Origin of the sequence: Chryseobacterium sp. 7 (assembly GCF_003663845.1) — a bacterium.
GTDB lineage: Bacteria > Bacteroidota > Bacteroidia > Flavobacteriales > Weeksellaceae > Chryseobacterium.
On the sequence record NZ_RCCA01000001.1, the window covers coordinates 3,272,988 to 3,287,165 of the forward strand.

General features: G+C 35.0%; 14 protein-coding genes and 1 riboswitch. Of the genes, 10 read left to right on the plus strand and 4 right to left on the minus strand.

What is annotated here, in order from left to right; all coding sequences use genetic code 11:
* Both CLU97_RS14970 and CLU97_RS14975 read right to left on the minus strand, forming a co-directional pair.
* Complete coding sequence (locus CLU97_RS14970) at positions 1-528, minus strand: GNAT family N-acetyltransferase (RefSeq protein WP_228437727.1); 528 nt, start codon at positions 526-528, stop codon at positions 1-3.
* Between the two features lie 12 nt (positions 529-540).
* Entirely contained in the window at positions 541-1,179 is a 639-nt protein-coding gene (locus CLU97_RS14975; protein ID WP_121488648.1) for a leucine-rich repeat domain-containing protein, read from the minus strand.
* A gap of 52 nt (positions 1,180-1,231) precedes the next feature.
* Between CLU97_RS14975 and CLU97_RS14980 the strand changes: the two genes are divergently transcribed.
* The 10 genes from CLU97_RS14980 (at position 1,232) to CLU97_RS15025 (ending at position 10,900) form a co-directional block, all read left to right on the plus strand.
* Complete coding sequence (locus CLU97_RS14980) at positions 1,232-2,215, plus strand: gliding motility protein GldB (protein ID WP_183084582.1); 984 nt, start codon at positions 1,232-1,234, stop codon at positions 2,213-2,215.
* Between the two features lie 134 nt (positions 2,216-2,349).
* Positions 2,350-3,252 (plus strand): ABC transporter ATP-binding protein, encoded by a 903-nt coding sequence (locus CLU97_RS14985; protein ID WP_121488650.1) that lies wholly within the window; start codon positions 2,350-2,352, stop codon positions 3,250-3,252.
* A gap of 9 nt (positions 3,253-3,261) precedes the next feature.
* The gene (locus CLU97_RS14990) at positions 3,262-5,463 is read left to right on the plus strand and encodes a thioredoxin-like domain-containing protein (RefSeq protein ID WP_121488651.1); all 2,202 of its coding nucleotides are present in this window, start codon (positions 3,262-3,264) and stop codon (positions 5,461-5,463) included.
* A 29-nt stretch (positions 5,464-5,492) separates the two neighbouring features.
* Positions 5,493-5,816, plus strand: coding sequence for a gliding motility protein GldC (gene gldC / locus CLU97_RS14995; protein WP_121488652.1), 324 nt, complete (start codon positions 5,493-5,495; stop codon positions 5,814-5,816).
* Positions 5,817-5,953: 137 nt separating this feature from the next.
* The gene (locus tag CLU97_RS15000) at positions 5,954-7,093 is read left to right on the plus strand and encodes a cystathionine gamma-synthase (RefSeq protein ID WP_121488653.1); all 1,140 of its coding nucleotides are present in this window, start codon (positions 5,954-5,956) and stop codon (positions 7,091-7,093) included.
* Between the two features lie 67 nt (positions 7,094-7,160).
* A complete protein-coding gene (locus tag CLU97_RS15005; RefSeq protein ID WP_121489759.1) occupies positions 7,161-7,613 on the plus strand; it encodes a GNAT family N-acetyltransferase in 453 nt (150 codons plus the stop codon).
* A gap of 111 nt (positions 7,614-7,724) precedes the next feature.
* Positions 7,725-8,237 (plus strand): DinB family protein, encoded by a 513-nt coding sequence (locus tag CLU97_RS15010; protein WP_121488654.1) that lies wholly within the window; start codon positions 7,725-7,727, stop codon positions 8,235-8,237.
* A 206-nt stretch (positions 8,238-8,443) separates the two neighbouring features.
* Positions 8,444-8,992, plus strand: coding sequence for an L-threonylcarbamoyladenylate synthase (locus CLU97_RS15015; RefSeq protein WP_121488655.1), 549 nt, complete (start codon positions 8,444-8,446; stop codon positions 8,990-8,992).
* 107 nt (positions 8,993-9,099) lie between these two features.
* The gene (locus CLU97_RS15020; RefSeq protein WP_121488656.1) at positions 9,100-9,444 is read left to right on the plus strand and encodes a nuclear transport factor 2 family protein; all 345 of its coding nucleotides are present in this window, start codon (positions 9,100-9,102) and stop codon (positions 9,442-9,444) included.
* 37 nt (positions 9,445-9,481) lie between these two features.
* On the plus strand, positions 9,482-10,900 hold the full coding sequence (locus CLU97_RS15025) for a CCA tRNA nucleotidyltransferase (RefSeq protein WP_121488657.1): 1,419 nt from the start codon (positions 9,482-9,484) through the stop codon (positions 10,898-10,900).
* A 161-nt stretch (positions 10,901-11,061) separates the two neighbouring features.
* Here CLU97_RS15025 and CLU97_RS15030 read toward each other — a convergent pair whose 3' ends face one another.
* Positions 11,062-12,117 (minus strand): YncE family protein, encoded by a 1,056-nt coding sequence (locus CLU97_RS15030; RefSeq protein ID WP_121488658.1) that lies wholly within the window; start codon positions 12,115-12,117, stop codon positions 11,062-11,064.
* A 19-nt stretch (positions 12,118-12,136) separates the two neighbouring features.
* Positions 12,137-13,963, minus strand: a complete 1,827-nt coding sequence (locus tag CLU97_RS15035; protein ID WP_121488659.1) for a TonB-dependent receptor plug domain-containing protein — start codon at positions 13,961-13,963, stop codon at positions 12,137-12,139.
* 32 nt (positions 13,964-13,995) lie between these two features.
* Positions 13,996-14,174: riboswitch (cobalamin riboswitch) on the minus strand.
* Positions 14,175-14,178 lie beyond the last annotated feature (4 nt).

Sequence of the window (14,178 nt, forward strand, 5' to 3'; positions counted from 1 at the left end):
TCATTTCTTATATTTTTCACGCTTCAGTTCGTACCAGAAGCAAATTCCGTCCGGTTCTTCAAATTCTCCGGTTTTTTCGAATCCTAATTTTCTTAAAATATGATTGGAAGCATCATGTTCAGAATGAGCATAAGCATAGATAACTTCCGCATTCAGGTCATTAAAACCATAATCCAGAGAAGCTATTCCAGATTCTACGGCATATCCTTTTCCCCAAGCTTCCGGAAGGAAACGATATCCCAGTTCAAGTACATTTTTATAACCATTGGTTTCATGGGTCAGTAATTTTAATCCGCTCCATCCTATCAGAAGCCCGCTTTCTTTTTCCACAACACCCAATCTTCCCACTCCGTTTTCCTTATATTGCTTCTGAATCATATTTATAACATTTTTTGATTCATTGATATCCGTTAAAACGGGTACACCAATATATTTCATCACTTCAGGACTGGAATCCAAAAGAAAAATGCGTTCAAAATCTTCATCTTCAAGTTTTCTTAAAATCAGTCGTTCTGTTTCTATTTTCATACTCATTAGTTTTTATTCTCCAACTCCAAAAATGGTTACCTCCGTATTGGTTCCTTTCTTAATATCCGTTTCTTTTATTATATTTCCACTGATGTTCAGAGTTTGTAAGACAGGATTACAGGAAATATCAATTTTTTGAAGCTTGTTATGTTCCAAGTTCAGCTTTCTTAATTTTTTAAGCTGGGTTACATCAATTGTTTTTAACTGATTTAAAGATAATGTTAATTGTCCAATTTTTGGAATCCCCATCAGCGAAATGCTTTCCAACAAATTATTATCAAGATATAATGAAGTTAAATTTTTAAGATTTTCTGCTTTGAATGATGAAATTTTACATCCCGTACACGAAAACAATTCCAGCTGATCCAAATTGCTTACCATCATATTCGAAATTGTATTATCATCCAGAATAACCATTTTTACATTTTTAAAAAAGCGCAGGTCTTCTGTGGAAGTAATTCCTTTCTGAACGAGGAACAGATTGGTCACTATGCCTGCTTCCTGAGATTCAAGGGTTCCATTTTTATTGAGGTCAAAATTTTCGAGTACTGCTTTTTCAAAGCTTTTATCTTTAAATTCAAGCTTTTGTCCATAGAAAAAAGAAAATCCTGAAATAAGGAAAAGGGTGGTAAATATTTTAATTTTCATCATGAATTGTGTATTTAATCCTTATTTTTGTAAACTTAAATTCCATGTAAAAATAATGAAGATTTTTAGATATATAGCGCTTTCTTCTATTTTAGCTGCCGGACTTGTTTCCTGCAAAAAAGAATCTGAAAACCAATGGAAAGTAGAAGTAAAACAAACTGCCGAAAAGGTTAACGTTACAGATATTTCCAAAGAATTTTACAACCCGAATATTCCTTTGGATCAGTTTAAAGCTCAATTCCCATGGTTTCAGGGAAGTGTTTCTGATGCTGATTTCGGGAAAAGAAGAGCTGATGCTGAAGAGATAAAAATCTACAAGGAAGCTATTGGAAAAATAAATGAGGCAAAATTGCAAACGGAGCTTCAAAGTTTATTTTCACATATTAAATATTACTTTCCACAGTTTAAAAATCCAAAAGTATATTTGTTCTCATCTGCTTTACAGATGGTTCAGGATCCTATATTTTATGATGAAAAGGGCAATCTTTTATTTATAGATGTTACTGGTTTCATGGGAGACGGAAATGCCAATTATAAAGGATTGGAACTGTATTTCCAGAAGTCGATGAACCCACAGAATATTGTTCCGAAAGTATCCCAGCTTTTTGCGGAAAACATTGTAACGGAATCTCCTGACCACCAGAAATTCATTGATCAGATTATTCTGAACGGGAAGGTTATGATTCTTCAGGATGCTTTTCTTCCTGATACTCCTGATTATTTGAAAATGAATTATACTCAGAAGCAGTACGATTGGGCAAAGAGCAATGAAGCTAATATCTGGAATTATTTTGTAGAAAGCAATCTGATTTTCGGAGATGATCCAAGATTGGGAGAACGTTTTATTTCGCCGGGACCATTCTCAAAATTTTATACAGAAATTGACAATGAATCTTCGCCACGAATCGGAATTTTCACAGGATGGCAGATCTGTAAGGCATATCTGAAGGAAAAACCTGAAACGAAGTTAACAGAATTTCTGAAGATGGACGCTACCACAATTTTTAACCAGTCGGGTTACAAACCAAAGTTAAAATAATTCTATAAAATTAAATATTTAAATCCTTTAGCATAAGCTAAAGGATTTTTTTAAAGTAATATTTAAACATACATACTACTTTGCATTGCATGCTACCTTTTTATTACATAAATTTGCATTAAACAAATCACACAATGAAAAACATTATTGAAATTCGAAACTTAAATTATGGATTTTCACAGAAGAAGAAAATTCTAAAAAATCTCAGTATTTCGATACCGAAAGGCAGTATTTTTGGTTTTCTGGGAGCCAATGGAGCAGGAAAATCTACAACAATGAAGATGCTTATAGGAAGTATTCTGGACGAAAAGAAAAACATACAAATTTTCGGAGAAAATCTTTCAGTACTTTATCCGGAGGGGTTTAAAAGAATCGGAAGCCTTATCGACACTGCTACGTTTTATGATCATTTATCCGGCTGGGATAATCTGATGATCATCTCTCAATTAAGAAGTCTTCCAAAATCAGAATGTGAAAGAGTATTGCATCTTGTAGACCTGTGGGAAAGCAGAAATCTGAAAATGAAGAAATATTCCTTAGGAATGAAACAAAGACTTTCCATTGCGATGACTCTTTTGGGGAAACCTGAACTGTTGATTCTGGATGAACCCGTCAATGGTTTGGATCCTAATGGAATGATGGAAATCCGTGAATTATTGATAAAGCTTAATCGAGAAGAAGGAGTAACGATATTTATCTCAAGCCATTTGCTGCAGGAAATTGAAAAAATGATTACTCATCTTGCTATTATTTCGCATGGAGAAATAAAATTTACTGGAAGTATAAAAGAATTGAATGAACTGTACCGATACAGCCACATCAAAATTGGATTGAATGATGCCCAAAAGCATATAAGTGAAATCCCGGAGAATTATTCTCCGAAATTAATTGATGAGAATACAATAGAAGTTACTTCCAGATCAAAGGAGGATATTATTGACCTTGTGAGAAAGCTGGTTTTAAACCATGCTGAAATTTTTGAAATCAAAAGCGGTGCAGGTTTAGAAGAATGGTTTATGGAAATTACAAAAAATTAAATTACACACATGAAAAAATTAATCACTGCCATCAATATAGAATGGCTCAAAATAAAAGGTTTAGGACTCATTTACACGGCAATTATCTTAGGAGCTTTAATACCGCTCATCAATTTTATTCCGTCTTTTTTCAAACCGGATCCAATTACTAAAGACGCCCTTCAATATTCCATTTTTGAAGATGCGATTGGGGGAAGCCCTTTGAAATATTTTACATTTTTCATTTTGCTTCTATTCCTGATCATTGCAGCAAACAGAATTGCACAAACTGATCATAAAAATAACGGATGGCAACTGATGGAAACACAGCCTGTCAATAAATTTCAGCTTTATTTTTCGAAATATATTATTTTACTATCTCTTAGTTTTATTTGTATTTTCTCCTATTTTATTTTTAATATAATTTTATCGCTAACAGAGTATTATATGTATCCAAATCCTGCAAAATTATTAACTTTTGATGTGGTATGGATGCTCAAAACCTATACAAGAATTATCGCTGCTACTCTAGGAATTGCTGCATTACAGCTTTGTTTTTCTGTAGTTTTCCAGGGGTTTATCTGGTCATTTCTTATTGGTGCATTAGGATTGGGATCCAATATTTATTCAATAGTCGAAAAAAACAGTTTCTTCTTTAATCCGTACAGTTCATTATATACATTCTGGAATGCTCCGGAAATAAGGGATCTGAATCATTTTATTTCTCACTCAGAGTATATGAGTTTTTTCTGGATGGTTGTCTTCCTGGCTATTGGATATTTCTGGTATAGTAAAAAAGGGTTTAAAAATGCTTTCCTTAACAATAAAAAACAAATTGGTATTTCAACGGTTCTATTAATTGCAGGAACAGGTCTACTTTATTGTATACAAAAACCAAAACCTTATGTAAGCGGTGGGTCAGAAACTTCAATCACAGGAAAATTAGAAACAGATCTTAAAATTGATTCTGTGAAAATTGTTTCAAAGGAATTTCATAAAAAAATCGGATCTGCTGCAGTTAAAAACAATTCTTTCAGCTGGTCTACTACCCAAAACCTTCCTTTAGATGAATATATTCTCGAAATCGGTAATAAAAAACTTGAGGTTGTCATGGGCAATGGTGACTGGTTTGATTTTGATATTAAGTTAAATAGCACCAACATAGCATTTAATTTAAAGTCAAACAGAAAATCTGATCAGGTTTATAATAAGACTGAGAGTTCTTTCGGAATGGAATTTTGGTTTGCCCTGAAGAACCAGAATTTAAATAATAATCCGGAAAAATTTTATGAATTAGCCATGTCTGACTGGGAAGACAATAAAAGAATTTTAGATGACTATGCAGATGCCGAGAATAACGCACTTTCAGAAGATTATAAGGCATATAGAAAACAGCTAATGGCGGTTAAGTACCTGAATGAAATAAATAACTACAGAAAAATGACTTCGTGGTCTGATCCTAAATTTGCTGCCCCAAAAATATTTCTGAATGAACTGAATGAAAATATTTTGAAACCCACTCCGCTTTTGAGTAAAAATGATGATTATCTCCAATTTAAATTGGATCAGATGCTTACAGATGATGATCAGCGTTCTAATCCGGATAGTATTTTATTTGCTAAAATCAATTTGCTTCCTCAAGGAAAAACGAAAGATCAGTTATTATCAAAACATCTATCTAAAAGCATTGAAATACAATCAGACAGTGCAGTCAGAAGCAAGCTTTTTGCAGCTGAGATTAGCAAGATAAACGGTACTGATTATAAACAAAAGCTTTATTCAAAGCTTGAAGAGATCAATATTTCACAAAAAGGGGCACCGTTCCCAGATCTGAAACTTCTGCAGGATAATGGAAGTTTTCAAAATCTTTCAAGATATAAAGGAAAATATATTGTAGTAGATTTCTGGGCAAGTTGGTGTGGTCCTTGTAAAAAAATTCGTCCTGTATTTGAAACAAGAAGTTATCAATATAGAAATTATAAAAATATCCAGTTTATTTCAATCAGTCTGGATCAGGAAAAATCAAAATGGTTGAATTATCTCAAGACAAAGCCTTCAAATATTCCACAATACTGGCTTGAAAATGCGGAACAATTCATGAATAAATACAAAATACAATATATTCCGAGATTTATCATTATTGATCCTGAAGGTAAAATATTTAACTTTAATAGCCCATTTCCTGATGAAGATAATTTTGTAGAAGCTTTGGATAAGCTGAAGAAGTATTAACTTTGCACGAAATTAGAAAAAATAGAAAAATGAGAAAGACTCAGATTACGATAGATGTAGAGCTTGATGAAAATCACGTACCGGAAAACATCACATGGAACGCTCAGGATGGAGGTATTGAAAAACAAGATACTAAAGCAACGATGATTTCTGTTTGGGATGAAAAAACAAGAGAGGCTCTAAGGATAGACCTTTGGACCAAAGAAATGCCTGTAGACCAGATGAAAATGTTTATCCACCAGATTTTAATATCTTTAGGAAGCACGTACCAGAGAGCAACAGGTGAAGAGGATGTAGCACAATGGATGGAAGAAATTGCAGAAGAGTTTGCTGTGAAATCTGCCATTAAGTAAAAAAAATAAATATGCAATAAGCTTTAGGCAGCAAGCGGTAAGCTTTTTGCATTCAGCTAGAGCAAATTTTAATAAAAACAATTAGTATCAGGCAGTAATTTTATTGTTTAATGCTAAAAGTCTAAAATCAAAAAATTATGAATTTTAATACAAAAGTAATTCACGGAGGGCAGCACCATGAGTCTGCAACAGGTTCTGTAAATGTACCTGTATTTTTAACCTCTACATTTGCACAGAAAAGCCCGGGTGTACATTCCGGATATGAATATTCAAGAGCTGCCAACCCTACAAGACAGGCTTTGGAAGACTCTTTGGCAAGTATTGAAAACGGAGCGAGAGGTTTAGCTTTCGGTTCCGGTCTTGCAGCCATCGACTGTGTTTTGAAATTATTAAACCCAGGTGATGAAGTAATTGCTGTAGATGATCTTTATGGAGGAACTTACAGAATGTTCACAAGACTTTTCGAAAAATATCAGCTGAAATTTACTTTCGTGAATTTTGATGATGTTTCTAAAATTGCTGATGTAATTACTGATAAAACAAAACTGATCTGGGTAGAAACTCCTACTAACCCATTGATGAAATTGGTAGACATTAAAGCAGTTGTAGATATAGCGAAAGGAAAAGATATTTTAGTGGCAGTAGATAACACTTTTGCAACACCTTATATCCAGAGACCTATTGATTTAGGTGCTGACATTGTGATGCACTCTGCAACCAAATATTTAGGCGGACACTCTGATGTGATTGCCGGAGCGCTTATTGCTAAAGATGCTGAGCTGGGAGAAAAACTTCACTTCATTCAGTTTGCGAGTGGTGGTATTTTAGGACCTCACGACTCTTACCTTGTATTGAGAGGAATCAAAACATTAGCGTTAAGAATGCAGAGACACTCTGACAATGGTCTTGCAGTAGCAAAATATCTGGAAACTCATCCTGCTGTAGATAAAGTAATTTATCCAGGATTGGAATCTCATCCTCAGTATGAATTGGCAAAATCTCAGATGAAGGAAGCTGGAGGAATGGTTTCATTCACTTTTAAATCCGGAAAGAAAGAAGATGCTATTAAATTCTTAGAAAAAGTAAGAGTATTCACCCTTGCGGAATCTTTAGGAGGTGTAGAATCTCTGGCTAACCACCCTGCTCTGATGACACACGCTTCAATTCCTGCAGAAAAACGTGCTGAACTGGGAATCACCGATGACCTTGTTCGTTTAAGCGTAGGTATTGAGGATGCAGAAGATCTTATTGCAGATTTAGAGAAAGCTTTTTCTTAATAAACCATACAAAAAATGAGAAGGATTATTTAATCTTTCTCATTTTTTTATAATCATGAAATTACCTATGAAAAATACAAGAAAAGCAGTTATTTCCGACTTACCGCAATTGGCGGAATTATTTGATCAGTACAGGGTATTTTATCACAAAACATCAGATATTCCTGCTGCAGCCAATTTTCTTCAGGAAAGACTGGAAAATAAAGATTCTGAAATTTTTGTTGCAGAAGAAAATGGAATTCTGACAGGTTTCGTACAATTATATCCTATTTTTTCATCCACAAGAATGCAGCGCTACTGGCTGTTGAATGATCTTTACGTGAATGGAGACCATAGAGGAAAAGGCTATTCTAAAGAACTGATTGAACAATCTAAAGAACTCTGCCGTTCATCAAAAGCATGTGGTATTCTTCTAGAAACTGGAAAAAGCAATAATATCGGAAATCAGCTTTATCCAGCCTGCGGATTTGAGCTTTATAATTCTGTCAACTTCTACGAGTGGACCAATCATGAGCAATGAATAATAAATAATGAGTAATAAGCAATGAGTAATAAATTACTTACGCATTACACTCACTACCCGAAACTCGAAAACCCGCACCCAAAATCACCCCTAAAAACCAAAAATGATATGACCGAATTTCAAAAATATATCCAAAGATACTTAGATCAGATCCCATCAGGGGACTGGTTAAACGAATTAAAAATATCAGCTGATAAAACTATAGGAATTTATTCCAACCTTACAGAAGAACAGTCCAATTTCGCTTATGCAGAAGGAAAATGGACTTTAAAAGGACTTCTGCTCCACCTTTCAGATACGGAAAGAGTTTTCCAATACAGAATATTAGCTTTCGCCAGAGGAGAAAAAAATAATCTTCCCGGATTTGACGAAAACGAATATGCAGATCAGTCTTTTGCAAGCGAAAGAACACTGGATTCTCTTTTGGAAGAATATAAACTGGTGAGAAAATCTTCTCAAATTCTATTAGAAACGCTCCATCCTTCCGCTTTACAGAATAAAGGTACAGCCAACGGCCATGAAATTACGGTAGAAACCATCGGAAAGCTGATTGTAGGACACAATTACCACCACCTGAATATTATTGAGGAAAGGTATTTATCGAAATTGGGATGGATGTAGAAATTTGAAAAGAAGTTTAATTCCAACAAAATGAGGTCTCTAAAAAATTTAAGAATTACTGACATAACCTATAAAGCATGAAACTTATTTTAATTCATTTTTTCACGGATTATAATCTTTTATAAATTGAGCATTTACCTATTCATCATTTGCCCAAAATCCTTATATTTTCTACCTTTATCCCCTCTTTGAACTCATATACAATTATGGAACATATTATCGAAATATTAAAATCCGGCGGAACGATTCTTTATCCTACAGATACCATCTGGGGAATTGGTTGTGATGCGACCAATATAGAAGCTGTCAACAAAATTTTTGACATCAAAAAGCGCGAAAAAAATAAATCCATGATCATCCTTGTGGAATCTGAGAAAAGACTTCAGGATCTGGTAGATGTTCCTGAGATGGCCTGGGAAATTATTGATCTTAGCGAAAAACCGGTAACGATTGTTTATGAAAATCCAAGAGGCCTGCCTAAAGAACTTCTTGCGGAAGACGGAAGCATCGGAATCCGATTGGTAAAAAACGATTTCTGTAAAAAACTGATCACAAAACTGAACAAACCTCTGGTATCTACTTCTGCCAACTTCAGTGGTGAGAAAAGTCCTTTAAAATTCTCTGATATTTCTGAAGAGATGATCAGCCTTGTAGATTATGCTGTGGAAGAAGACAGAGAAAGGGTTTCAAAATATTCAGGTTCTTCTGTAATCAAAATTTGGAATGACAACAGAATAAAAGTGCTTCGGGAATAGAAATCCTGAACTTTTATGTTTATTTTTTAGAGTCTTGCCCGTTCATATCGGCAGGATTTCTTTTTTTTAGTTTTATCTTTGCAAACTCAACTCATAAATTATTTGCTATGAATCATCTGGAATTTGCTCAAATGTGGATTAATGCATGGAACTCTCATGATTTAGAGAATATACTCACCCATTATTCCGATGATATTGAGATCACAACTCCTATGATTGTTTTGGCTACAGGCGGTAAAGAAAGCTCTTTGCAAGGAAAAGAAGCCGTTCGTGAATACTGGAGAAAGGCGTTGAACAAATTTCCGGATCTTCATTTTGATCTTATTCATTCTACAGCAGGAGTAGATTCGGTAGCATTATTTTATAAGTCGATTATGGATAAACATGCTGTTGAAGTCATGTTTTTTAATGAAGAAGGAAAAATTAGTAAAATGTATGCCCATTATGATTAATGGATCGCATACGTAGAAATTGTCACTATTATTAACGATGAAAATTAATCTTAATCAAAATAAGAATTTAAAACTATTCAAAATCATTTCTGAAGCAGCAGAAAGGAATAACCAGTCCGTGTATATTGTGGGCGGTTATGTACGAGACCTTCTGATGAACAGAAAAGCGTCTACAGATATAGACTTTGTAACGGAACAAAGCGGTATTGAGCTTGCTCAAAATGTAGCTCAGGATATAGATCCAAAATTAAAGGTTTCTGTATTCAAAACATATGGAACAGCAATGATCAAGTATAAAGATCTTGAATTGGAGTTTGTGGGAGCAAGAAAGGAAAGCTATACTGAAAACAGCCGGAAGCCGGAAGTGGAAGGCGGAAGCCTGGAAGACGACCAGAAAAGAAGAGATTTCACCATCAATGCGATGGCTATTTCTTTAAATAAAAATAATTTCGGAGAACTGATCGACCCTTTTAATGGGATTGATGATCTTGAAAAAGAAATTTTAAGAACACCTTTGGAACCAGCCCAGACGTATTCTGATGATCCATTGAGAATGATGAGAGCGGTACGTTTTGCGTCCACTTTAAATTTTAAAATTGAAGAAGAATCTCTGAAAGCCATTCAGCAGGAAGCAGAAAGAATCAAAATTGTTTCTATGGAAAGAATCATGGTGGAATTCAATAAAATCATGCTTTCTGAAAAACCGTCTATCGGATTGAGACTGATGGAACAAACCGGGCTTATGAAACTGATCATTCCTGAACTGATTGAACTGAAAGGTGTGGAAGAAGTAGAGGGACAAACCCACAAGGATAACTTTTACCATACTTTAGAAGTTGTAGATAATATTTCTGTGAATACGGATAATCTTTGGCTTCGTTGGTCTGCCCTGCTTCACGATATTGGAAAAGCGCCTACAAAAAAGTTTGTGGAAGGCACAGGATGGACGTTCCACGGACATGAATTTTTAGGCTCAAAAATGGTAAAAACCCTTTTCCAGAGATTAAAACTGCCTTTGGGAAGTGACATGAAGTATGTGCAGAAAATGGTAAAGCTTTCCTCAAGACCTATTGCTTTGATTACTGATGATGCTTCGGATTCAGCATTAAGAAGACTGTTATTTGATGCCGGAGAAAATCTGGAAGATCTTTTTACACTTTGTAAGGCAGATATTACCACCAAAAACTCTAAAAAGCAGGAAAAATTCAAAAGAAACTTTGAATATGTAGCGGTAAAGATCAAAGAAGTAGAAGAAAAAGATCAGGTAAGAAACTTCCAGCCGCCTATTACCGGTGAGGAGATCATGGAAATGTTTAACCTTAAGCCAGGCCGTGAAATTGGTATTCTGAAAGAGAAAGTGAAAGAAGCCATCTTGGAAGGCGAGATTCCAAATGAGAAAGAAGAAGCCACAAAATTTGTGATTGCAGAAGCTGAGAAACTGGGACTAACCATCTGATTCAACAAATAAATAATACAAAATGCCGGCGGGATGTTCCATCCCGCCGGCATTTTTCTATATCCATCTATAAAAACAAAGCCGGCCGGCTTCAAAAGAAACCGACCGGAAAAAAACACAAATGATGAAAAAATAAAAAATTATATTTTAGACGTAATATATTACAGGTTCAGGAAAGTTCCGTTAGCACCAAGGCCTCCTGTTTTCAGCGTTACCATTTTGCTGCCTGTAGCTGCTGAATATATTATCATTTCACTTTCTGCTGTAAATTGCTTAACATCTGATGCAAAGATTCTTCCATCAATAACGTTAAACCCGTAAAGCGTAAAATAAGGCCCGCCGTCTGCAGCTGTTAACAATGGAGCTGTAGGAATTGCAGGCGTTGCTAAGCTTGTTGTATACACTTTATTTCCGGAGCTGAAGTAGATTTTATCGTTATCAATCTGAAGATTTGTAGCACTTGGAATTCCTGTAAGTGTAATTACCGGAGTCATTGCTCCTGTGCTTGAAATCTTATAGATATAAGAATCTGCAGCTGTAGAAGAAATAGTGTAAACGTTAGATTTGTATGAAATAGTATTTCCAATCTGACCGTTTGGAACCGTAATTTCAGTTTTGCTGTCGTTGGAAGTATTGATATAAGTAATCTTATTTCCAAAACCTGATGAAGCATTCTGTACGAAAACATTTCCTCCCGCTTCTACTGTTTTGTCAGAAACGTCAGTCATACTGATTTTGCTTACAAATGAGTAATCAGAAGCTTTATATTTCGTTACACTTTGAGTGTGTGCTGTGAAATTAGTGTTGGAAACGTAGATAAAGTCGTTCGCAAAAGTAATTCCTCTTGGATTATCAATCTGATCTGTAATTACTGCTAATTTTTTGAATGTATAACGGTCTACTACTACAATTTTGTTTGAGTTATTCAATACAAGATATGCCTTATTCCCGTTAAGTCCAATCGTTTGAAGAACATCTCCTAAGATCTCTTTATTATTGTTATATCCATATATATCATCCTGTTTCATGCTTAGATCTCTTGTCAGGAATGTTACTTTAGCTCCCTGGCTGTTGAAGTTACCTTCGTTAGAGATAAAATATCCATTCTGATAAGTGATTGGAGAGATTTCAACTTCTGTGGAATCATTTGTACATGAAGAAATGTTAAACAATAACACTACTGCAAATAATACAGTTAAAAGTTTAGTTATTTTCATATCTATTCAATTTTAATTTTTAAAAATTTATTGCGGCATATACACTATAGTTTCTTTTCGGTAAAGGATAGAAAGAAACTGTTTTATAGTAAGTATCCGTTACATTATTCACTTTAAACCCTAAGGTATATTTTTTTGCCAGCGTTGCAGAAACACCCATATTTAAAAGAAAATAGGGATCTATGGCATCTGATCTCTTTTCATCGCTTGTGATATAAGTAACCCCATTCACTAGCGCCTGGGCAAAAAACTTAAAGAAACCATATTCATAATCCAGATTGGCATTTCCTCTGTGCATGGGAACATAAGGTCTTTGCATCTTTGTTTCCTTATCAATAGATTTTGCATAATAATATCCTGCATTAGCACGGATTTTATGCTTACCCAGCTGTTTGCTGAAAGACAGCTGGGATTCCAGTCCGTAAGATTCGGATTTATTGACATTGTATGCCTGCCAGTAGCCTAAAGCAGTGGGAAGCCATACAATAAGATCCGTAATATTCATATAATAAGGAGACAAAGTAAGTTTAAAATCTCCTACTTTGAACTCATTTGCCATATCTACCTGAGTAGAAGTTTCCGGTCTAAGATCTTTATTTCCTCCCGGTTCATAATAAATATCATTGAAGGACGGAAATCTGAAGTTTTTAGATACGTTTACGCTCACATCATACCACTTTGCGGCACTCCATTTTCCGGAGAATGAGTACATCAACGGTGACTTTACATCTTCTACAAAATCTTTCTTGAATCCACCTTCGAAACGCAGATCTTTCGTAGCAAAATACCTCAATAATCCGGAAATAGATCCAACATTTCTGCTGACATCCGATATTCCGCTTTGGTAGCCCTCTCCTTTATTCAACTGAAATTCTCCAATGATATTAAAATTCCATTTTGAATTCAGGAAATAGTTGAAATCATTTTTAAAGATATAATTTTTCCCGGTTCCGCCACTTGATTTTGGCTGGTTTAAAGAACCGAAATACTGAAAATTCTCTTCCGTATAAGCTGCTTTAAGGGAATTACTGAACTTTGCTTTGTTCCAGTCCCAGGAAAGAAGGCTTCTTACACTTTGCGTTTTATATTTCGTTTTTGTTCCCGTTTCCTCATACACGGGATAATGCTGTGAAGAATCAAAAAACTGACTCTGCCACGAAATTTTATGATCGTTCGTTATTTTGTAGGATGCACCTACGTTGAATGTTGTATTGTAATAATTTCCGTTTCTGTTGATGTAATTCAGGTCGCTTACTTCATAATTATTTTCACTTACAGAATAATTTCCGGAAGCTTTAAAACTGAACTTATCATTGCTGTAAGAACCTTTTATAAAATTATTATAGGTATTAAAAGAAGCGACTTCTGAAAATAAAGAACCGTGGAATCCTTTATTAAAATCCAGCGTATTATTGAGGTGGATACTTCCCCCGATAGCCCCACTTCCGTAGATAACACTTCCTCCTCCGGCTTTTATTCCAATCTGGTCATACCCAAACAAGGCAATATTATTGATATCTCCCTGTCCTAAAAAATTGGAATTAATATTGATTCCATTCCATACAAAAGCAGTCTGCTGTGCGGTAGTACCTCTGAAAGATGGTGAAGAAACTGCACCACGTCCATTTTCTTTGATAAAAACCTGTGACTGAAATCTAAGGAGCTCCGAAAGATTGCTTGAGTTTTTCTCGGCATCTTCTGCCGAAATTGTTTTTACAGGATGAAAAAGCTTCACCCTATTCATCTGATTGTCGAAGACAAAAATAGTATCTATGGCTTTCTCTTGTCCAAAAAGAAAGGAGCCATAAGATGAAAAAAGCAGTACTAAAGATCTTTTTATATCCATACTTTTTTACTTTTCCTCCGAAAGCAATATGTTTTTTTAATTACAACTCTGGCAGGTCTCCTGACTTTCGCATTCTGCGCCTTCCCGTTCTTAAACAGTGGCTTTTTGCAGAAACTTTTGATGCGATTTACAGTTGCGGGGACAGTCCGGGGGTTACACCCGATTCCCTTTTCATTCCAAAATACTGGAAACCAAAATTTTTGCAAAGATAGTTT